15 protein-coding genes are annotated in these 21,301 nt (G+C 53.3%); 9 read left to right on the top strand and 6 right to left on the bottom strand.

The window, feature by feature from the left end; all coding sequences use genetic code 11:
- The first annotated feature begins 15 nt into the window (after positions 1 to 15).
- Together WEB64_RS07535 and WEB64_RS07530 are read left to right on the top strand one after the other, a co-directional pair.
- Positions 16 to 294, top strand: coding sequence for a type II toxin-antitoxin system RelE/ParE family toxin (locus WEB64_RS07535; RefSeq protein ID WP_368060926.1), 279 nt, complete (start codon positions 16 to 18; stop codon positions 292 to 294).
- Positions 295 to 306: 12 nt separating this feature from the next.
- Positions 307 to 630, top strand: coding sequence for a HigA family addiction module antitoxin (locus WEB64_RS07530; RefSeq protein WP_368060928.1), 324 nt, complete (start codon positions 307 to 309; stop codon positions 628 to 630).
- 66 nt (positions 631 to 696) lie between these two features.
- On the opposite strand, the gene WEB64_RS07525 is transcribed toward WEB64_RS07530, so the two are convergent.
- On the bottom strand, positions 697 to 2,211 hold the full coding sequence (locus tag WEB64_RS07525) for a fumarate hydratase (protein ID WP_368065550.1): 1,515 nt from the start codon (positions 2,209 to 2,211) through the stop codon (positions 697 to 699).
- 180 nt (positions 2,212 to 2,391) lie between these two features.
- On the opposite strand from WEB64_RS07525, the gene WEB64_RS07520 reads away from it, so the two are divergent.
- Positions 2,392 to 3,165, top strand: a complete 774-nt coding sequence (locus tag WEB64_RS07520) for an enoyl-CoA hydratase (RefSeq protein ID WP_368061152.1) — start codon at positions 2,392 to 2,394, stop codon at positions 3,163 to 3,165.
- A 308-nt stretch (positions 3,166 to 3,473) separates the two neighbouring features.
- Positions 3,474 to 6,341 carry a hypothetical protein gene (locus WEB64_RS07515; RefSeq protein WP_368061153.1) on the top strand — a complete coding sequence of 956 codons (2,868 nt, stop codon included), beginning with the start codon at positions 3,474 to 3,476 and terminating at the stop codon, positions 6,339 to 6,341.
- 131 nt (positions 6,342 to 6,472) lie between these two features.
- Here the strand turns inward: WEB64_RS07515 and WEB64_RS07510 are convergent, their stop codons facing one another.
- The 3 genes from WEB64_RS07510 to WEB64_RS07500 form a co-directional block, all read right to left on the bottom strand.
- Positions 6,473 to 9,133, bottom strand: a complete 2,661-nt coding sequence (locus tag WEB64_RS07510; RefSeq protein ID WP_368061154.1) for a penicillin acylase family protein — start codon at positions 9,131 to 9,133, stop codon at positions 6,473 to 6,475.
- A 263-nt stretch (positions 9,134 to 9,396) separates the two neighbouring features.
- Positions 9,397 to 12,102, bottom strand: coding sequence for a penicillin acylase family protein (locus WEB64_RS07505; RefSeq protein WP_368061155.1), 2,706 nt, complete (start codon positions 12,100 to 12,102; stop codon positions 9,397 to 9,399).
- 276 nt (positions 12,103 to 12,378) lie between these two features.
- Positions 12,379 to 13,494, bottom strand: a complete 1,116-nt coding sequence (locus WEB64_RS07500) for a CaiB/BaiF CoA transferase family protein (protein WP_368061156.1) — start codon at positions 13,492 to 13,494, stop codon at positions 12,379 to 12,381.
- A 192-nt stretch (positions 13,495 to 13,686) separates the two neighbouring features.
- Here WEB64_RS07500 and WEB64_RS07495 point away from each other — a divergent pair, with 192 nt between their 5' ends.
- Positions 13,687 to 14,703 (top strand): AraC family transcriptional regulator, encoded by a 1,017-nt coding sequence (locus tag WEB64_RS07495; protein WP_368061157.1) that lies wholly within the window; start codon positions 13,687 to 13,689, stop codon positions 14,701 to 14,703.
- Positions 14,704 to 14,715: 12 nt separating this feature from the next.
- Here WEB64_RS07495 and WEB64_RS07490 read toward each other — a convergent pair whose 3' ends face one another.
- Both WEB64_RS07490 and rmuC read right to left on the bottom strand, forming a co-directional pair.
- Entirely contained in the window at positions 14,716 to 15,603 is an 888-nt protein-coding gene (locus WEB64_RS07490) for a hypothetical protein (RefSeq protein WP_368061158.1), read from the bottom strand.
- Positions 15,596 to 16,987 carry a DNA recombination protein RmuC gene (rmuC, locus tag WEB64_RS07485; protein WP_368061189.1) on the bottom strand — a complete coding sequence of 464 codons (1,392 nt, stop codon included), beginning with the start codon at positions 16,985 to 16,987 and terminating at the stop codon, positions 15,596 to 15,598. Before rmuC ends, WEB64_RS07490 begins: the two co-directional genes overlap by 8 nt.
- 409 nt (positions 16,988 to 17,396) lie before the next feature.
- Between rmuC and WEB64_RS07480 the strand changes: the two genes are divergently transcribed.
- The 4 genes from WEB64_RS07480 (at position 17,397) to WEB64_RS07465 (ending at position 21,202) form a co-directional block, all read left to right on the top strand.
- Positions 17,397 to 17,756 carry a hypothetical protein gene (locus WEB64_RS07480; protein WP_368061159.1) on the top strand — a complete coding sequence of 120 codons (360 nt, stop codon included), beginning with the start codon at positions 17,397 to 17,399 and terminating at the stop codon, positions 17,754 to 17,756.
- A 181-nt stretch (positions 17,757 to 17,937) separates the two neighbouring features.
- The gene (locus WEB64_RS07475) at positions 17,938 to 18,741 is read left to right on the top strand and encodes an ATP-dependent zinc protease (protein WP_368061160.1); all 804 of its coding nucleotides are present in this window, start codon (positions 17,938 to 17,940) and stop codon (positions 18,739 to 18,741) included.
- Positions 18,738 to 20,258 carry an inactive transglutaminase family protein gene (locus WEB64_RS07470; RefSeq protein ID WP_368061161.1) on the top strand — a complete coding sequence of 507 codons (1,521 nt, stop codon included), beginning with the start codon at positions 18,738 to 18,740 and terminating at the stop codon, positions 20,256 to 20,258. The genes WEB64_RS07475 and WEB64_RS07470 overlap by 4 nt, the downstream gene beginning before the upstream one ends.
- The gene (locus tag WEB64_RS07465; RefSeq protein ID WP_368061162.1) at positions 20,255 to 21,202 is read left to right on the top strand and encodes an alpha-L-glutamate ligase-like protein; all 948 of its coding nucleotides are present in this window, start codon (positions 20,255 to 20,257) and stop codon (positions 21,200 to 21,202) included. Before WEB64_RS07470 ends, WEB64_RS07465 begins: the two co-directional genes overlap by 4 nt.
- Positions 21,203 to 21,301: the final 99 nt, after the last annotated feature.

Below are 21,301 nucleotides of genomic sequence, written 5' to 3'. Positions count from 1 at the left end.
CCTAAAGTATTACTCATGATTAAAGGATTCAGGTGTAAGGAAACACAAAAGCTGTTTTCCAGTGGTAAAATTCGAAAATTTTCCGGATTTCAGTCACAGGCAGAGAGAAAGCTTCAAATACTAAACAGTGCTGGAGTACTCGATGATTTGAATTCGCCGCCAGGCAACAGGCTCGAAGCCCTTTCTGGCAATAGGTTTGGCCAATACAGTATCCGGATGAATAAGCAGTGGAGGCTGTGTTATCGGTGGACAGATGACGGGCCGGAAGATGTTGAAATAGTTGATTACCACTGAGGAGACAGGGCAATGATTAAGAACGGTATGCGACCAATACACCCAGGAGAAATTCTGAGAGAGGAATACCTGAACCCTCTGGAAATGAGCGTAAATGCACTAGCAAAAGAGCTTCACGTGACGGTTCAGCGTCTGAACGAAGTTGTTCGTGGTAACCGACGCCTAAATGCAGATTTGGCTTTAAGATTGGGCCGTTATTTCAGCACCACCGATCGTTTCTGGCTCAATTTGCAGATGGATTATGATCTTCGGGTAGCCGAGATTGACAAAGCGGAACTCGTCGAGCGTGAAGTCAAACCACGGCCCATAGGCCATGATGCGGCAGCCTCAGCCTGACCCAACCACTTAAATGCTGGGGCGGAGGATGTTGTTTCCACCCCTCCCCCAACCCCAATCAAAAAATCAAACAGCTTTGGCCGCAATAATCTTATCGTGCCATTCCACCGGCCCGGTCTGGTGGACCGATGTGCCTTTGGAGTCCACCGCGACGGTGACGGGCATGTCCTCTACTTCGAATTCGTAGATCGCTTCCATCCCCAGCTCTTCAAAAGCGACTACTTCGGCTTTTTTGATGGCTTTTGAGACCAGGTAAGCGGAGCCGCCGACCGCCATCAGGTAGACAGCACCGAATTCGCGAATGGCGTCTATGGCCACCTGTCCGCGCTCGGCTTTGCCGATCATGCCGGTGAGGCCGGTTTTTTCCAGCATGGTGCGGGTGAACTTGTCCATGCGGGTGGCGGTGGTGGGGCCTGCGGGGCCGACGACTTCTTCACGCACCGGGTCTACCGGGCCGACATAATAAATGAAGCGGCCTTTCATGCTCACTGGCAACTCTTCACCGCGCTCAATCATATCCACCATTTTCTTGTGAGCCGCATCCCGGCCCGTCAGCATCTTGCCGGACAGCAATACCGTCTCGCCGGGGAGCCAGTCCTTGACGTCTTCCGGGGTGACGGTATCCAGGTTCACCCGACGCACACTGTCACCGACTTCCCAGGTGATTTCAGGCCAGTCGTCGAGGCTTGGCGGGGTTTGCAATGAGGGGCCGGTACCATCCAGCACAAAGTGGGCGTGCCGAGTGGCCGCGCAATTGGGGATAATCGCGACCGGCTTGTTGGCGGCGTGGGTTGGATAATCTTTCACCTTTACATCCAGCACCGTGGTCAGGCCGCCCAAACCCTGGGCGCCGATGCCCAGATCATTCACTTTTTCAAACAGCTCCAGCCGCAATTCTTCAGCACGGTTAGAAGCACCTCGGGCTTGTAAATCGTGGATGTCGATCGGGTCCAGCAGTGATTCCTTCGCCAGTTGCATGGCTTTCTCGGCGGTGCCACCAATACCGATACCCAGCATACCCGGCGGGCACCAGCCAGCGCCCATCTGAGGAACCATTTTCAGCACCCAGTCGACCACCGAGTCCGACGGGTTCAGCATGGCGAACTTGGACTTGGCTTCAGAACCGCCGCCCTTGGCTGCCACATGCACATCCACAGTATTACCAGGAACGATCTTGTAGTGGATAATCGCAGGCGTATTGTCCTTGGTATTGGCGCGTTTGCCGTCCGGGTCCGCCAGAATTGAGGCGCGTAGCACGTTGTCCGGGTGCATATACGCCCGGCGCACGCCTTCGTTGATAATATCGTCCAACGCCATGTCGGCATCCCACTGCACATCCATACCGACAGTGACGAACACCGTAACAATGCCGGTATCCTGACACAGTGGCCGCTTACCCTGGGCACACATCCGGGAGTTGATCAGAATCTGTGCCATGGCATCCTTCGCCGCCTGGGACTCTTCCTTTTTATAGGCCTCATACACACCCTGAATAAAATCCTTCGGGTGATAGTAGGAAATAAACTGAAGCGCGTCCGCTATGCTTTCTATCAGGTCGTCCTGGCGAATCGTCGTTGTCATGGCAATCTCATCGTTTAGGCGTTATAGATAATTTGTCGCAGAAATGGGCGCAAAGTTTACCAGCGAGTGACTATCATAGACAGGCTTTCCCAACCTCACCGGATTCTGAGACAGCCTTTGCAATTGCCAGGGCCGGTAGGGTTAAATTCGGACAGACTCAACATTCCCAAGGAGCCAAATGTGAGCGACCTGATACTGACAGACATCCAGAACCGGACGTTGATCGTTCGCATCAACCGACTTAATCGTAAGAATGCACTCACTCACGCCATGTATACCGCCCTTGCAGATGCGATCACCGCCGCCCATGCCAATGACGAGGTTCGTTGCATTCTCTTCACCGGGAACGAAGACTGCTTTACCGCCGGTAATGACCTGAGCGAGTTTGCCAATGGTATGCCGGGAGATTTCCAGGACACCCCGGTCGGACACTTCCTGTTTGGTCTGGCGAACGCCACCAAGCCCGTGGTGGCCGCCGTCAACGGCCCCGCCGTGGGCATCGGCACGACCATGCTGCTGCACTGCGACCTGGTATTGGCAGGCAGCAATACCCGATTCCAGATGCCATTCGCCAGCTTGGGTCTTTGCCCTGAAGGCGGCTCCAGCTTGCTACTGCCCCACTGGCTGGGCCGGGTGCGTGCGGCTGAACTGTTAATGTTGGGGGGTACCTTCACGGCTGAGGATGCTTACCGCCTGGGCCTGATAAATCGCATCTGCGACCCCCTGGAGACCGAGCAGACCGCCCTGAAACTCTGCCAGCAACTGGCCAATCAACCCCCGGCCGCTATCCGGGCTACCAAAGATCTACTGAATCGGGCCAGCCTGAAACCTCTGGAAGCCACTATGCTGGCCGAAGGTGCGCTGTTCGGAGAACGTCTTCAGTCACCGGAAGCCGCCGAAGCCTTCAAAGCCTTTGCCGAAAAGCGTAAACCGGACTTTTCGAGCTTCAAGTAGTCCGTGTCGATGGTTACAGGCAGAGGGAATGTAAATCGACGCCCAAGATGGCCCACCCCCACTCGACAAACACCGAGGGGCCATCTATTTTCCATAGAGGCCAAATTCTCAACATACGCCCATAAGAATCACACTTTAGAGCGATCACCCGTTGCCGTTCTCTCGCTATAGTCAGAGCACTAGAAATCGGTACAGAGCGCTGGCCGGAATTTCAGACAACTCCAGCCGCTGACAACAGGCTTACCGGTCCCAACCGGCCCTATCAGCAGCTGACAATAACGACACAACAACAGGAAAGGGTTCCACCCATGTTCAAGAAAACTCTAATAAGCGTTGCCGTGGCGTCCACATTGGGGCTGACAGGCTGTTTAAGTGATGGTGGCTCGGGGTCTAATGCGGATCCGGATTATCAGATTAGTAACCCTGATCTCGATGGGAAAACCTGGCCTCTTTTTAATCCTATTACAGGTGCACTCCCATTACCTAATGACCTGATCTTCCAAGCTGATGATCCGACCACTAGCATTAACGAAGCAGATGGATCTTTCAGTGTTGCGGACACGGCGCCTCCTGTAACGGCTGCATTGAACCAGTTGAGTGGCGCGTCAACCATTGCCCCTCCAGTTGTGCAGTTTAATGGTACGATTGCAGCTGATTCTGTGGACTCAAGAGCATTCATTTTTGCGGACCCTCAAGACCCGACCAGCCTAATCCCCAATCCCAATCAGAACGTTTTCCTTATTGAGCTGGAATACGCCAGCGGTGACCCCGTCCGTGGCCTTGGCGCGGGTGAATCCCCTACAGTACCTTTAGCAATTACTGCTCAGGTTGCCGCCGGGGCAGCCCCGCAGGATTTGAGCGGACGGAATCAAGCTGCAGCACAAGGTTACCTTGCCAGCCTTGCTCAGGCTCCCGAGTATATTGCGGAAGTGGTAAGCCTTGACGGCGATTCAGCGATTCGTATTAATCCAACTCAACCTCTTAATCCTTTTAAGCGGTACCTGGTCGTAGTCACAAAGGAGGTCCTTGACGTTAACGGCGATCCGATTGTTCAAGATCCGCTTTACCGTGACGTAGCTGACCCCACTCGCGTTCTTGGAAATCCAGCCGCCCTGGCCCCTGTTCGTCGTATAGTAGACGGTTTCTGGGAGAAAGTTGCCGCAAGTTTCTTCGGCGTCCCCAATCAAGCTCGCCCAGCAGAAGCTGCTCTCAATGAAGAAAGCATTGCGGTTTCGTACAGCTTCACAACGTCAAATGACCAGCGTGTTCTCCAATACATCGCTGAACCCAAAGTCTTCTTTAAGGAAACCATTTTGGGATCCGCGCGTTTTAATGCCGTGACGGACGCTAGAGAAGAGGGCGAAACTGACTTTTTCGCTTTGAACACAATTGGCAACAACGCTGTAGCAGCCGCTGAGCCAATTGCGGATGGTCAGGCCGAAGCGTTGGTGGACGCATTTACAACAGCTAACTTATTGCCAACACCGGCAGACCAGAGTTCTACCGCAACATTTGGCGACCCTCAAGACGTTACTCAGGTCTCTGCAATCGCCAGCCAATTTGTAGACTTCGGGGCGGTGAATATTGTTCAAGGTACCATCGAGCTGCCCTATTACCTTGGAGTGCCGACGGGACCGTCGAATGCGGAAGGCGCAGTGATAAATACTCGTAGCTGGGAAGCCAATGCTGCACTGGCCGCCGTCGCAGGAGATCAGTTAGGCGTAGAGTTGGCGCAATCTGATTCAAATGTCAGCGAAGTTGTTAACTATCGATTCCCGTTCCCGGAGAAAACCACTGACGTTACGGTGCCTATCATGGTTCTGTACCCGGCAGGTTACAACGGAACCACGCCGCTTGAAACTGTCATGTATATGCACGGTATTACCACTGATCGCAGCGCTGCGCTGACTTTTGGTAGCGCTCTCGCTGATAACTCACAGGTTGCTGTGGTGGTAATTGATCAGCCGGTGCATGGCGTTACGCCATTCTCTCCACCTGAACAGCGTGAATTGGCCGAAACCCTCGCCGCAAATTTACCGGGTGGAGCAAATGATGAAACGATTGACGCACTGATTTCCAGAGTCGCGGCTATTGGATTTGTGATTGAGAATAATCCAGCCGTTAACACACCGGAGGAAGCGGAAGCCTTTATTCAATCCGTTACTCAACCAGGCGCGGTCACCCCTCCAGACGGCGATCCAAGCCAGCCTCTTGTGTTGAATGCAAGGGGTTTAAGATCGCTCGAAAATACGATCGCTAACGCTGGCAGTACCGTTCCTGGCATACCAAAAACCGAGGAAGAACGGCACTTTGACTTTACCGCGAGTGCAGCCAATCAGCCAACGGCAATGTCGGCTACTGCCGGTGAATCCGGAAGCCTGTTCATTAACCTGAACAACTTCACCAACACCCGTGACAAGAATCGTCAGGCGGTTGTTGATTTGCTGAACGTTCGTGCTTCGATCGCTGGAATGGATTTTGACGGTACTGCTGGCGCCGATCTTGATGCTTCAAACGTCTATTTCGTCGGGCATTCTTTAGGCACGATTGTTGGTGCTCCGTTCGTTGCCGTAGCAAATGAAAGCGAAGCCCTGAACGACGACATCGTAGCAGCTCAGTTACTGACTCCGGGAGCTGGCATTGTTCGTCTGCTCGAAAATTCACCAACGTTTGCGCCGCAAATACTTGGGGGTCTTCAGCAGGCAGCCGGTCTTGAGCAAGGCGATGGGAACCTGGAAACATTTTTCAACGTTTTCCAGGCAACTGTTGATTCCGTCGACCCTATTAACTTTGCAGCAAGTTTGAATGCCTCGACTACGCCGGTGCTGCTGTCCCAGGTGAACGGCGACAATGTCATTCCAAATGATGCACTTACTGCTCCACTTGGCAATGCTTTCGATGCCTACTTATCTGGCACTGAGCCGCTAGCACGACTTTTAGATGCAACACCTGTGACAACTGCTGGAACCCCCGTTGCATTACCCGCTATCACTCGGTACACAGCAGGCACCCACGGAACACCAGTTCTGCCACAAGGTGGGGATCTCGATGAAAAAGTCTTTACTGAAATGGTTGGACAAACCGTCAGCATCATACTCGAGTTGGGCGGTCCAGGAACTGTTGTTCCGAACATTGTCATGGAACCGGACTATGTAGAAATAGTTCAACAAGATTAAGCTTACTAAACTGAAAGACGAAAAGGGGTGGCATCTGCCACCCCTTTTTTTGTGCCCAATAGGCTAACAACAAATGCAGGCTGCAATAAGGACAGCCCGCATTCAGCAGAAGTTTTCTTTCGATCAATCCATCAATTACTGATAGAAATTGTACCGTTATTTATAAGATTTGCCTCAATATCAGCCTCCGTAAACCAAAACTGCCGGTAGTTCTTTTCCGAAAACCGCTGCGCCTGGTCATTGAAATACGGCGAACGACTATCCGATGACTGCGAGTAGCTGATCAAGCCAAATGCCACTGGCCCCTCATCTGTGAATTCCAGCCCGAAGTGGTAACTGGTGCCATATGCCATTAGCCAGCCTTCTCCTTCCTGATCAGACAAGCCTGCAGTGTCATCGATGGTGGTTGGTGCAATCCTTGGAAATACAGTGTCCTCCGCCACTGGAGAGGCCGCTACGCGAACAGCATTGAAAGCACCATCAATCGCCCCATCTCCGCCATGCCATGGGAAAGATTGGAGCTGCGTCACCGGAGTGCCACCTGGCGGGACGCCGCCGCTCGGCTGGTAGTATTGGACGTCACCCAAAGCTTCGTCATAGGCAATATTTACCTGATCCAGCGCTTCCAGACCATCCGCCAGAGCTACGAGCATAGCGTCGTTCGCCATGCCTTCGTTGTTCGTTGAGGGTGTAGAAGGGGTCTCGACCGGATTTTCGGGATCAAATTGCACCACAAGATCTCCTCCAAAGTCCCCTTCCCCCCTGTAATTGGCGATAAACACCCGGTATACATGAGCGCCAACGCTGTCGACATCGTATACGCCATTCCAGGCCTGCAATACATCGCATGCGGCGTCCACACTTCTGGGGTCACCATCAGTCCCGTTGACTGGGTCCGTACCAATAGCCGCGCAGCGCTCCTGAAGCTCCGGCAGGAACTGCTCGGAATACCAGGCCCGATTGTTGTAGATCACGTTAATCAGGTCGATAGCACCGAACTTGCCGTCCTGGCCCGCTGGTGCAGTGTCAGCAAAGCCCGAATCAGAGGGATTGTTCAACATGGTTATGCCAATACGGGTTCTTGGATTCAGCGCGGTTTCCTCAGAGCCAAACAAGGGCGAATACCCTGTAAGAAACGCATTTGGATTGGTCGCCCAGTAGCTGTCATTGGAGTTCTGAACCCAGTCAGTGCGAAGCAGTTTCGGGCGTTTCTCGAACGGCACCAGCCCGTTGCACTCTCCTTCTACCCAGTCGTCACGGGATTTGCTGCCGTCAAGCAGCGTCAGGCCAGCGTTAAATAGCTGATTATATGGCTCGCTTGCAGCACGCTTGAAATCCACTACGGCCAGCGCAGCATCAGATAACTCAGGCACGGAGCTGCTATCAATATAGTATGCGTTGCCCTGATCATCCGTGTAGGTCGTATTGGTCCAGAGAGTGCTCCCACAGTTCTGGAACACCTCCTGGAACTCCTCAAGATTGGTGGCCCGGCTCATTTGCAACCACGTATCCAGCAGGCGCCGAGTAGAGGCATTCGCATCCCGGTAGGTAAATGCCGTGCCATCCGTTCCCCAGGCGGGCAAGCCCCCGCTGGTCACCACATCAGCCGCGAGCATGGGCCCGTATTCAGAGAAGTAAAAGGTCTTTTCCAGGATCGTTGGCGTGGGTGAGCCGTTATTTACCTCAATTTGATAAGTTTCAGAGGTAATGGGCTTTTCCTCGCCGTCCTTGATGTAGGTGAAGTTGTCACCATTTTTCAGTGTCAACTCATACAATGTGAACCGCCGGCTTGTTGTCACTGTGTGAGACCACGCGAGGTTCTCATTGAAGTTAATCAGCGGAATAGCAGTGCCGAGCAAGCCCGCTCCGTTCGTATTCAGGTAACCTGGCACAGTCATCTGTACCTGGTAGAGCCTTCGATGACCGGTATAAGGGAAATGTGGATTCGCCAGTAAGGCTCCCCGGCCCTGTTCTGTCAAATCACCGCCGATACCCCAGGCATTACTGCCCAGCCCAATGTCTTGATAATCAGTTTGGCTAGAAGCGCCTCTACGCGCATCCGCAACCATTCGGGTAAAATTCTCAACCTGGTTCTCAGAAGTGGCATTGGCCTGGTCCATCACTACAGTGGCTGCTGTTGATTCGCCGGCCGGAACTGCAAGAAAAACGGCCCCTGTGGCAAACAGCGCACCGCTGGCATACTGACCAACGATTCGGTAATGAGCAAACAGATCGACCGGTGTAATTTCCTTTACCCAGGGCTGATCCCTGCACTCAGCGGGTAAGTCGCCCGGATCTGTCTCGCTAACATATTTGTTGTAACCCGCAGTGAAACCTTCGATCATCGCGCGGGTTTCATCACTGAGATTAGGGTATTCCTCCTCCGCGCCGCTGAGTATCTTCTGTGCTTTATAACTGAAGTCGTTAATGACGTGTCTATTTCCGGGACCTTCACCAAAATACTTCGCCCGCTCACTCCGAGCTTTCACTATAGCCTCAGCCAGCAAACACACATTATCCTGAGTCTGTGCGTAACCCGCACCGAAAGCTGCCGAGGCGAGGTTGTCTGCCTTCACATGAGGAATACCATTGGTTGTCCTTCTGATGTCAGCCGTAAATTTGCCGTCAGCCGGAAAAAGCTGTGTATTCAGCTCTGGTTCTGAACTCGAAGAACTGCCATCACCATCGAAACAGCCGGTGAGCAGCAAGCTGCCTGCCAGCGCCATACCTAACACCGGAAGATTGGGTAACCGACGCCTTAACCCTGTTGGATAATGCTTGGAACATGTCATAGATTTCTATCCGTTTTTCGTTTGTTGTTGTTAAATCGAACTTTCCGATTCGTCTGTTTAAAATTAGCATACGAACCCTAGGTTCGCACAAAAAGTGAGACATCATTCATTGTTTTGAAAACACCGATAGAGAGAGCTCTGCACCTCTAAAAATTAGCAAAAAAAAACCAGCAGTCTTGGGCTGCTGGCTTCATCTAAAACGGTCAGTGTCTTGTAGGTTGGGACACAAACACACCACACGTTGATTATTCCGAGTACGCTTCTCAATTGGTAATCGTAGTCTCCCCCTGAGACAAAAGGTTCGCCTCAATATCCGATTCGGCAAACCACAGCTGCCGATAGTTCTCCTCCGAATACCGCAAGCTCTGATCGATGAAGTGAGGAGAATCTTCATCGGTAGACTGTGAATAGCTCATCAAGCCAAAAGCCACAGGGCCATTGTCCGTAAACTCCAGCCCAAAGTGGAAACTGGTGCCGCGAGCTACTATCCAGCCGTCACCGTTTTGTGACAGCCCGGCCGTGTTCTCAATGATTGCGGGCGCGATCCTGGGGAACCGGGTGTCCTCCGCGACATCTCCAGTGAAAACTCCTATGGAGTTGAACGTACCGTCGATACCCCCGTCAGCGCCCCCGCCAATTCCCTCGATAACGCCACCGTCCCCGCCAGGCCAGGGAATCGGGTCAGCCTGCTCCATGGCCACACCGCCCGGAGGAACACCACCAGAGGGTTGGTAGTACTGTACATCTCCCAATTTCGCGTTGTAGGCGATGCCTCCGGTATCGAGAGCGTTGAGGCCAACGGCCAATGCTTGGAGCATTAGATCACCGGCTTCTCCCTCATTAGTTGAAGAGGGTGTCGAGGGGGTCGCCACCGGAGCGGAGGCGTTGAAGCGAACCGTCAAGTCAGTCTCAAAACTCTTGCGATAGTTTGCAATAAATACCCGGAACACATGGGCACCGACACTGTCGGTGTTATAAACCCCGTCCCAATCCTGTAGCACGCTACAACCTTCACTCACGGACCGATTTCCACTGGCAGGTAAATTCACTTCTGCATCACCGATCGCTGCGCAGCGCTCCTGTAGCTCGGCAAGAAACTGATCTGCGTACCAGCCACGGTTGTTATAGATAACATTGATTAGATCAATTGCACTGAATTTGCCGTCCTGTCCACCCGGAGCAGATGCATTTGGCGATACCGGTCCGCTATCAAGCGGATTCAACAACATGCTGAGGCTCAGGCGGGTTCTCGGATTCAGGGGAGTTTTCTCGGTGCCAAACATCGGTGAGTAACCGGCCAGCAACTCCGCCGGGTTAGTTGCCCAGTAACTGTCATTGGAGTTCTGAACCCAGTCCGCGCGTTGCAGCTTTGGTTTACCTTCAAAGGGGACCAGGCCGTTCTCACATTCACCCGGAACCCAGTCATCACGGGATTTACTGCCATCCAACAACGTAACACCCTGTTGGTACAACTGATCGAACTCTGGGCTGGCAACGCGTTTGAAATTAAGCACAGCAATCGCCGCTGGCGACAGATTTGGAACCGAACTGCTGTCAATATAGTAAGCATTTCCCTGATCATCCGCATAAACCGAATTGGTCCAGAAAGTAGTGCCACAATTGCGGAACACGTCTTTGAACTCCTCCAGGTTGGAGGCTTGGCTCATTTGCAGCCAACTGTCCAGCAAGCGTTCAGAGCTGGCATTGGCATCCCGATAGGTATAGGCCGCGGGTTTTTGGTTGACCAGTCCGTTTTCACCCCATTCCGGGAAAGCCGCGTTGGCCTCGTTGGCAGCCAGCATTGGACCGTACTCTGAAAAGTAAAAAGATCGCTCAAGCACCATGGGCTGAGGCGCACCGACATTTACTTCAATCTGAAGCGTCTTCTCGATGATTGGTTTTTCAACACCGTCCTTGATGTACACCATATTATCACCCGGTTTGAGCTCCAACTCGTACCAGGTAAATTGCCGGCTCGTCGTCACCGTGTGCGACCAGGCCAGGTTCTCATTGAAGTTGACAAATGGGATGGCCGTGCCCAACAACCCGGCACCGTTTACATTCAGATAACCCGGTACAGTCATCTGCATCTGATAAAGCCGTCGATGACCGGTATAAGGGAAATGCGGATTGGCAAGCAATGCGCCACTCCCCTGTTCAGTCATATCTTTGCCAACGCCCCAGGCATTGCTGCCAAGCCCGATATCGGTGTAGTTGGTTCGTTCTGCCGCCATCTGCCGCGCATTGTCTGCGATCTGGCTGCCGTCGAATTGGCTATCAACGCCATTGGCAGCTACGGCTTGCGAAGGCACAACAGGCGCGCCCGGCGGAACGGCCGCAAAGACTAATCCGTCGGCGAACAGGGCACCGCTGGCGTATTGCCCTACGATTCGATAGTAGGCATAAAGATCGATGGGCGATATCTCAAATACCCAGGGCTGACTGCGACATTCCGCAGGCAAAACAGCCGGGTCGGTTTCCGCGACGTACTTGTTATAACCATCAGTGAAGCCTTCCATCAGCGCTCGACTTTCGTCCGTCAGACTGGTGAAATCTGCGGCCGCGCCACTCCGGATTTCCTGGGCCTTGTAGCTGAAATCAGTAACGATGTTGATGTCGTCGGGACCGGGACCAAAATATTTAGCACGTTCGCTACGGGCTTTTACAAAGGCTTCCGCCAGCAGGCAGATATTATCCTGCGCTTGGGCATAGCCTGCCCCGAACGCTGCTGACTTGAGATTCTCCGCCCTTACGTGAGGAACGCCGTTCGTTGTCCGGCGAATGGTAGCTTCCAGTCTCCCATCAGCCGGAAAAAGCTGGGTGTTCAGATCCGACTCAGAACCTGAAGAATCACCATCACCGTCGAAGCAGCCGGTGAGCAATAAGCTGCCTGCCAGCGCCACGCCCAATACCCGCGCATTGGATAATCGGGGCTTTATTCGTCGGGAAAGATTTATTGAGTTATTCATAGACTGAATCCCTTCTTGGTTATTTCTGTGACACCGAATTCTCCGTTTCGTGACTATAGTATTAGCAGGCGAAACATGTCTGGTATAACAATGAGTTTGGCGCAGATTGTACGGCAAATACTGAGGGTCAGTCTTTGGTTTTTTACTCTTTACGTGCCGCTATTTTTAAGCCTGCTCGAAGAGAAGTCACAGGCATTGGCCGAAGCACTGGATATGGTCCAGGCTCCGGCTTCCGGGTTGGGGATGGGGATAGGCGACTTGAGAGAAACTGACGTTTTAATCCGGCGTATCCGCCCCCAGAGTTCTGCCTACAAAGTGACTCTCGCAGGGCGTTTTGCTGAATTTAATCGGATGGCCAATCTGGCGTTGCGTAGTGCCGTCTTCCCGGGAAACCTCAATCACCATGTCACGGGCTTTCAGTTGCGGGTGTTCTGCGGCCTCTGCAATTGTTAACACCGGCTCGACACACGCGTCCTGCTCTCCGAAGATGGTTTGCCATTGTGCCAGGTTTTTTGCCCCGATCGTCTGTTTGAGGGCTTCTTTCAGCGAAACTTGATGCTCAGGCTTCGGGCTCAAACCAAGGCTTTTCAGCTCCGGATGGCCAATAACTTCGCAAAGGCGGGCCATAAACAGTGGCTCCAGACTGCCGACTGAGAGCCATCGACCATCAGCGGTCTGATAGTAGTCATAGAAGGAACCACCATTCAGCAATGTACTTTCAGGTTCCTGAGCCATGCCTCCGGCCAGACAGGCAGCGCCCGCCATGCCGTTCAGCGCAAAGGATGCGTCTGTCATACTGATGTCCACAAACTGCCCTTCGCCGGTGTGTTGTCGGTGGCTGACGGCAGCAAGCAGCCCCATAACCGCATGATGTGAGCCGCCTGCCACATCGGCTATCTGGATACCCATGGGAGGGGGCCCGCTGTCAGCACGGCCGCAATGACTGGACACCCCGGCCAGCGCGAGGTAATTGATATCATGCCCCGCCCGGTCGCGATACGGGCCGGTCTGCCCGTAACCGGTGATAGCACAATAGATAAGGGCCGGGTTGATGGCCTTGAGTGTCTCGTAGCCAATGCCGAGCCGGTCCATAACACCGGGGCGGAACTGTTCTATCACGATGTCATAATCCGCTACCAACTGCTTGATGGTTTCCGCGCTGCCGTCCTTTTTGAGATCCAGCCCCATTGAGCGCTTGCCGCGATTGAGAAACGTGTGGGCAGTGCTCACGCCCCGATCATGGGGTGGCATTACACGAGTGAGATCCATCCTGCCTGGCGCCTCCACTCGTAATACATCGGCACCCATATCGGCCAGCAGCATGGTGGCGTAGGGGCCTGGAAGTAAGGTTGTGAAATCCAGTATTTTTAGGTGGCTTAGGGGGCCTGGCATGGGGTCTCCTTGGGTGCGTTGGATTTGCTGATACTGATTCTGAGTTGATCGTGCATTGTTTTTATCTTCGGGCCAACTGTTGGTTTGGTCAATCTCACTGGCCATTTCTGCCAGTTACTAACCAATTCCGCGGTTGCATTGTGACAGCGGCGTTTTATGATGGACCTCCTTTCCAGTTTCAGGGTCTGTTTGATGGCAAACCTCACGGTTTCCCGACATTTTGTGCAAGCGGCACTGACAGGCGCTCAGAAACAGGGCCTCGATACCGACGGCATGCTGAAGCAGGCGGGCATTTCCCCTGACTTGGTGAAGATAGATATGGCCCGGGTAAACAGTACCCAGTACAGCCGTTTAATGCAGGTGATCTGGACGGAGATGGCGGATGAGTTCATGGGGCTTGGGCCGCGTCGATGCAGGAATGGCACCTTCGCTACCATGTGCGCCCTGGTCATAGATTGTCCGACGCTGGAGGCTGTCTACCAACGGGCGTTCCAGTTCTCTGCCCTTTTTGAGCCAGCTGCTTGTATGCGTCTGGAGGATGATGGCGACACCGCCCGACTGGTCACAGTCATCGAAGGCGCCTTTGAGGACCCGAAGTACTTTCTCCGGGAGAGTCTGCTCGTGATCTGGCACCGGTTGGGCAGCTGGCTCATCGGCCAGCCTGTTGAATTGTCGGGCGCATCGTTCAGTTACCCCCGCCCTGCCCACGGTGAAGAGTACCGCCATATTTTCCATTGCCCGTTAACGTTTGATGCTCCCGATACCGCACTGACGTTTGATCGACGCTTCCTGACGGCGCCGGTAATACGGGATAGGCCGGAGATGCACCAGTTTCTCAAAACCTCCCCGGCGGATTTGCTGTCTCGGCCGGATGAAAGCAACACGTTTACCGGACGCATCCGCACCCTGATTGGGCGTGACTTTACAAAATCGTTACCGGATTTCGAACGGATAGCTGCGGACCTCCACACCAGCCCACAAACATTGCGACGACGGTTAAAGCAGGAAAACACGTCGTTCCAGGAGATCAAGGATCTATTAAGGCGGGATCTGGCAATCTATTTTCTCGGGCGACAAGATTTACCGGTCAACGAGATTGCCCATCGGGTGGGGTTTACCGAGCCGTCCACCTTCCATCGTGCCTTCAAGAAGTGGACAGGGGTCACGCCCGGCGCCTACCGCGAAGGCGACCGGGGAGAAACCACGTAGCATCCTGTCTGGCTAATTTGGTGTCTGCGTCGACTTGATCAATCGACCAAGCGTTTGCGCGGCTTCGGCGGTTAGTTTCTTGTCTCCGGCGAGACGAAACAGGCGGGACTCGTTTCTCGGATCGTAAACCCAGCAGGCCTGCTCAGCGGCCACACAGTCCCATCTCACCTCAGGGCTGATGCCGTATACCGGCAGCGACTGGGACGAAAGCCTGACTTCACCGTTCTCTGTCGTGCGCGACTCTTGAATGTTTATTTCGCCAGACTGAACTGAAACCCGATAAAGAAGGTCCGGCACGGAGCCGGTACGGACTATCCGCTGATCCTGCCGCCAGCCATTCAGCTCCAGCAAACTGTTCAGGTGTAAGGTCAAGGCATTAGTCGGGTTGTCGGTAAGATACAATTGCTGCAACCGCTCCAAAGGTTCCCGACCGGCTGCCTCAATCACCGCCACCGGCTCCTCACCGCTTGCTTTCTCTGCGCGCTTCGAAGAAGCCTTCTGTTCTTTCTCGACCGCCGTAATCAGTTGCAGCGCTTCTTTGTAATACTGGCCATCGGTACCCGTCTTGTCGACGTAATTCTCCAGTGCCGATTTTGCCTCATTGTAGTGGTCAGCTTCGAGCATCACCCGGCCACGATAAAACAGGTATTCCGGCGGCTTTTCAACCTCCACCCCCTGTAAGCGGTTGAGGTACTCCCCCGCATCTCCCCAATTTTCATCAGCCACCGCCTGCTCGGTTGCCAACATCAAACGACGGGTTTCATGCTCCGGCTCAAGAGCGGCGACACTGCTCGTAGCCAGTACACCCGCCAACGTGAGCCCCTGAAAAACAAGACGGCCAGGCCACCTGTTCATGGTCAACATTGCGATCCCTTTTCTAATGCCGATGATCCTATTCATCCTTTAGCTCCTCAGCTGGCGACAATGCATCCGCAAGATCATCCGCATCCACTTCCGCCTGGTCCATTACTGCCTTGGGCAATTCTTTTTTAACACGGACACCCAATTCCACAAAACGGTTTGCCTGTGAAATAAGATTACCACGGCCCCGGGTAAGCGTATTCATGGCGTTATCATAAGTACCCTGAACCGTTTGCAACTGAGTGCCCATTTTCTCCATTGCTTCAACAAACACCCGCAGCTTGTCATAAACGGCTCCCGCCCGATCTGCAATCAGTCGCGCATTCTGACTCTGACGCTCATAGCGCCAGATATTTTCAATAGTGCGCAAGGTAGCCAGCAATGTCGTGGGTGTTACGACAATAATCTTGCGCTCAAAAGCTTCTGCAAACAAACGGTCATCCTGCTGAAACGCCGCTACAAACGCTGGCTCTATCGGCATAAAAAGGAACACAAAATCCGGCGAATGCAGTCCGCTCAATTGACTATAGTCTTTTTCACTCAACGTTTTGATATGATTTCGAACGGCCTCCACATGCCCTTTGAGCGCCTCCGCTTTTAACAGCTCGTCTTCTTCACTCACCCACTCCTGATAGGCCACCAGAGATACTTTCGAATCCACCACCAGGTTACGGCTGTCTGGCAAATGCACCACGACATCTGGCCGCAGCAACTGGCCATCGCCATCCCGGTAACTGCCCTGGGTTTCGTATTCGATACCCTTGCGCAAACCCGAGCGTTCCAGCACGCGTTCCAGTATCAGCTCACCCCAGTTACCCTGAATTTTCTTATCGCCCTTGAGCGCGCGGGTCAGGTTGGCAGCTTCTTCAGTAATCTGCCTGTTTAGCTCCTGAAGGGACTTGATCTCACTTCGCAGAGCCTGACGATCACGGGTTTCAATAGTGTAGACATCGTCCACGCGTTTGCGGAAATCTGTTATCTGGTCACGGAAGGGGGTTAACAGGGTATCGAGACTGGTGCGGGTTTGCTGAGTAAAGCGCTCACTTTTCTGATCGAATATTTTATTCGCCAGGTTTTCAAATTCCTGTTTCAGGGCATCCCGGTTGCGCTCAAGCAGTGCCAGTTTTTCACCCGTCGCCCGTCGCTCTTCTTCAAGGGTCACTTCATATTCCCGCAAGGCAATTCTGGACTCATGGAGCTGTTGCGAGAGACCGTCGGCCTTGTGCTGCTGTTCTGTGCGCTCCCTTTCCAATTGTTCAATACGATCGGCCCGAGCTTCAGTTTCAGAACCCAGCGCCGCCACCCGGTTTTCAAGGCTGGCTGAAGTTTGCCGCCAGCGCTCTGCGTCGTGACTTGCCTGTTGGAGATCGGCTTTGAGCTGCCTCAGCGACTCTTCATTCTGGCCATCCTGTTGAGCCCGCATAGCCATTGTCAGCTCTTGTTCCCGCAAGCTTTCACGGCTGGATTCAATCTCTGTAGCCATGGCTTCGACCTGACTCTTCAACTGCCGACTATCACGCCGAGCAGACTGAAAAGCCACCATAAGAACCATGCTAATCACCACCAGTGCGGTGAAGATAACCAGCAAAACAGGCTCTGAAATTACGTCCGCAACCGCAGTCTCAAGCACGCAGTATTCCTCTGTTTATGTCATTAAGAATGATTATAAAAAAAATCCCTGAAATTTGAGACATTGTACTGTGCGGGGGGATCTCTTGCTGGACTAAAGCCATAATATACTTTAATAATTACAGGCGTCTTCAGGATACTTCATGCCGAAACATATATGGGCTTGGGGAGTCTTACCGGCCAGAAGACAAGAGGACATAAACATGCTGAAAGAGCTCTGGCGAAAAACAATGGGGTATCCAGAGATAAATCCGAACGATGCTTCCGATGTCGATCAGCCTCTTAGCCTATCCTCACGCATGACTCACACCGGTGAGCTTCACCTCGAACGGCTTACTTATCTCATTGAACAACGGTTTGGGCGTACCTTTAAGTGTAATACTGATGACGGCATTCGGGAGCTCATCCATTACGCCTCCAGAATTCAGGACCAGGATATCCAACGGGAATTTCTACTCTTTTACCTCAATTGCTCCCCCGATGTTCAAGATTACCTACGCTCCGGTGATATTGTGAACGACGATCACTTGCTGTCCAAAACCTCTGGCAATCCGTCAACCTGATGTCAACTTGACTATGTTTACCTTCCACTAAGTTAATGTTCCGTATCACCCTTTAAGCGACAGATTATTGTATACTTTTGTCGCTTTGCCCCATACGGGGGAGCTATAACAGGTCGACCCATTAAATAACATAGCGTCGCCAGACGGGACAGCCCGACGGTGACTGATGAAGAGGTTCTGAATGCCACTGTGCAGTTTCCACTTGCCTGCTTTCTCCGCGCTCTCTCTGACCGGCGCTCTTTTACTGACGGGCTGCTCAAGCAATGCCTACTTTGTCGACAAGAATGATCTCGGCGACCTTAATTCTGCCATGTCCCGACAACAGGCGGATATTACGTTTATCAAGCAACAGACTCTTGGCCAGCATCAGTTCCTTATTGACCAGAACTCTGCTGACACCCAGAGAGTTCTCGATGCCATACGGGAGCAAGTTGAAGGGCCTGAATGCCCCCCACTCCCAGAGGTAGAGACGTGCGCCGTCAACCCGCAACCAAGTCAGGAGGACTCAGGGAGAATGGAGCGCCTGAACGGCAAAGTCATTGTAGGGGAGCGTGAGAAATTTTTTCTGGTCGGACCGAGCCTGACCTATGAAGCCCGCATCGACAGCGGAGCAACCACTTCGTCAATGGACGCCCGCGATATCCGGCGCTTTGAGCGGGATGGTCAGGACTGGGTGCGTTTCGACGTGCCGGTACCGGGCTCCGAAGGTGAACTGAAGACACTCGAACGCGAAATAGCCAGAAACGCAAAAATCATCCAGTCCAACGATGAAGATTCCGAGCGCCGGGCGGTGGTTGAGCTGCAATTTGCTATAGGCGATCATCAGCAGCAGGCGGAGTTTACCTTATCTGATCGTGAACACCTCAGCCATCCGGTGCTGATCGGTCGCAATATTCTCCGGGATGTCATGCTGATCGACGTCGGAAAAGAATTCGCCACCGAATTGTCAAAACCTCTGCCAGATGATGGGGATCTAAACAATTGACTTCCCGCTCCCGCCTACCGTTTTATTTCGCCATATTTCTGTTGATGGCTGCTGGAATTGCATTGGCGATTTTCCGCCACATGGAACTGGGTATTCCCTGGCTGGCCGGTGAACAACGCCCAGTATGGATGGTTGAAGCCCGAGTCGATTTTGAAGCCCAGGACGAGCCGATACTGGTCAACCTCAATATCCCCGATGCACCTCCCGGGTTTCGGCTGCTATCCGAGCAGGCAGCTTCACCGGGCTATGGTTTTTCCATTGTTGAAGAGGATGGCAACCGGCGTGGCGAGTGGACCATTCGTAACGCTGATGGTCAGCAAACGCTCTATTTTAAAGTCCAGCTCATACCGGACGATACTGCCCAGCCTGCGCCTCTCGAGCGCGCGCCCCGGCCGGAGGCTATTTTCTGGGAAGAACCCCAGGCAACCGCTGTGCGGGAAACTCTTCAGCAAGCGGCCGCGAGATCCAGTTCCCCGGAAAGTTTCACCCGGGAACTGATCAAGCTGATGCAGTCCGAGGACCCAAACCAGAACACGACACTGTTAATGTCCGGCGACAACGATATTGGCTTGCTCACCCGCATGCTTAACCATGCCAACATTCCGGCCCGCGTAGCGGATGGGTTGAAGCTCGAAGATGCCAGACGCCGCCAGCCTTTGCGGCCTTTTTTACAAATTTATAACGGCGAGAACTGGCTGACATTTAGCCCGACAACCGGCGAGCAAGGCTTGCCGGAAGACGTCGTGCTATGGCGTCAGGAGGCCAACTCCCTGATTGACCTGGTAGGCGGCACCAATTCCCAGATCAGCTTCTCTATGCTCCGCCAGACGATTCCGGCACTCCAGCTTTCACGCATGGAATCCAGTGCCAACGGCCTCGGGCTGTTCAGTCTTTATCAGTTGCCGATAGAAGAACAAAGCATGTTCCGCATGTTGCTCCTGTTGCCATTGGGTGCGTTGGTGGTGGCGTTCATGCGAATTGTTATCGGCGTTAAAACCTCGGGTACCTTCATGCCCGTGCTGATTGCTGTCGCGTTCGTACAGACATCACTCATTCCGGGCCTCGTTGCCTTTGTTTCGGTGGTCGCGCTGGGACTGCTGATGCGAGGTTATCTCTCCAGTCTCAACCTGTTACTGGTATCTCGAATATCAGCTCTGATCATTCTGGTTATCTTTATCACCACCGGCATCAGTATCGTGGGTTATCAAATGGGCTTCAGTGCGGGCATGACCGTAACCTTCTTCCCGATGATCATTTTGGCCTGGACCATTGAACGTATGTCGATTCTTTGGGAGGAAGAAGGCGCACACGAGGTCTTTATTCAGGGTACCGGCAGCCTGTTCGTCGCGATTTGCGCTTATCTCGCCATGAGCGCTCCGTTGGCAAAGCACATAACCTTCAACTTTCCCGAGCTTCATTTGACGTTATTAGGCGTTATCCTGCTTCTCGGTCAGTACACCGGATACAAGCTCACTGAGCTGCGCCGGTTTTATCCCATGAAGGCTTACGAGGGATGAAGTGGATCTCCCCCCGACAGCTGAACAAGCTCGGTATGCTCAATATGAACCGTCGGAACGTCGGTTATATTGGCAAATACAATGACCGCCGTGCCTATCCATTGGTCGATAACAAGCTTAAAACAAAGTTGATCGCGGCTGAGTACGAGGTTACAACGCCCAGACTGTTGCAGGTTATTACCCAGCAGCATGAGATATCTCACTTCCGGGAACGCGCAGATTTACTGGAAGGTTTTGCGATCAAACCCGCCAAAGGCTCCGGGGGCAAAGGTATACTGGTTATCCTGCGACGCGAGGGCGATCACTATATCAAGGCCTCCGGCACCGCCATTACGGTCGGCGCACTGGAGCGTCATCTCTCAAATATCCTTGCAGGGCTGTATTCCCTCGGTGGCGCCCCTGATGTTGCCATTGTGGAAGATCTGATCCAGTCAGCTCCCTCGCTCTCCAAATACTCTTTTCAGGGTGTGCCCGATATACGCATTGTAGTCTTCCAGGGCTACCCGGTCATGGCTATGCTAAGACTCGCCACCAAAGCTTCTGACGGCAAGGCAAATCTTCACCAGGGCGCCGTGGGCGTCGGCCTGGACATTGCCACGGGCAGGGGTCTGAACGCGGTGCAGTATAACAGGCCGGTTTTGCTTCATCCTGATAACGGGCTTGCCCTGGAAAACCTCATCATTGAGGAATGGGAGACGATGTTGCTCATGGCCTCCCGCTGTTACGAAGCAACGGGCCTTGGCTACATGGGCGTGGATTTGGTTGTTGATGCCCAACAGGGGCCACTGTTGCTGGAACTGAACGCCCGCCCCGGGCTGGCGATCCAGATCGCGAACGGCCGGGGCCTGATGCCCAGACTGCAAAAAGTGGAGGCTTTAAGAAAGCCGCATTATTCTCCCGAAAAACGAGTCAAGTATGCCATGGCGGAGTTCGGGTATTTATAAACCCCACTAGTCCTCAACAATCTAGTAGGAGGGGGAGTCACCTCCCCCGTCCTCTCACACCACCGGGCATACGGTTCCGTACCACGGCGGTTCACGATT

This window comes from Marinobacter sp. (assembly GCF_040882185.1).
GTDB lineage: Bacteria > Pseudomonadota > Gammaproteobacteria > Pseudomonadales > Oleiphilaceae > Marinobacter.
Note: the sequence above shows the minus strand (reverse complement) of the source record. Positions and strands in the feature narration are given on the sequence as shown.

Coding starts and splice junctions, on each gene's coding strand:
- WEB64_RS07500 (WP_368061156.1), bottom strand. CDS start 13,494: ATGCCAGGCCCCCTAAGCCACCTAAAAATACTGGATTTCACAACCTTA.
- rmuC (WP_368061189.1), bottom strand. CDS start 16,987: ATGCGGGCTCAACAGGATGGCCAGAATGAAGAGTCGCTGAGGCAGCTC.
- WEB64_RS07480 (WP_368061159.1), top strand. CDS start 17,397: ATGCTGAAAGAGCTCTGGCGAAAAACAATGGGGTATCCAGAGATAAAT.
- WEB64_RS07495 (WP_368061157.1), top strand. CDS start 13,687: ATGGCAAACCTCACGGTTTCCCGACATTTTGTGCAAGCGGCACTGACA.
- WEB64_RS07510 (WP_368061154.1), bottom strand. CDS start 9,133: ATGACATGTTCCAAGCATTATCCAACAGGGTTAAGGCGTCGGTTACCC.
- WEB64_RS07505 (WP_368061155.1), bottom strand. CDS start 12,102: ATGAATAACTCAATAAATCTTTCCCGACGAATAAAGCCCCGATTATCC.
- WEB64_RS07525 (WP_368065550.1), bottom strand. CDS start 2,211: ATGACAACGACGATTCGCCAGGACGACCTGATAGAAAGCATAGCGGAC.
- WEB64_RS07465 (WP_368061162.1), top strand. CDS start 20,255: ATGAAGTGGATCTCCCCCCGACAGCTGAACAAGCTCGGTATGCTCAAT.
- WEB64_RS07490 (WP_368061158.1), bottom strand. CDS start 15,603: ATGAATAGGATCATCGGCATTAGAAAAGGGATCGCAATGTTGACCATG.
- WEB64_RS07535 (WP_368060926.1), top strand. CDS start 16: ATGATTAAAGGATTCAGGTGTAAGGAAACACAAAAGCTGTTTTCCAGT.
- WEB64_RS07530 (WP_368060928.1), top strand. CDS start 307: ATGATTAAGAACGGTATGCGACCAATACACCCAGGAGAAATTCTGAGA.
- WEB64_RS07515 (WP_368061153.1), top strand. CDS start 3,474: ATGTTCAAGAAAACTCTAATAAGCGTTGCCGTGGCGTCCACATTGGGG.
- WEB64_RS07475 (WP_368061160.1), top strand. CDS start 17,938: ATGCCACTGTGCAGTTTCCACTTGCCTGCTTTCTCCGCGCTCTCTCTG.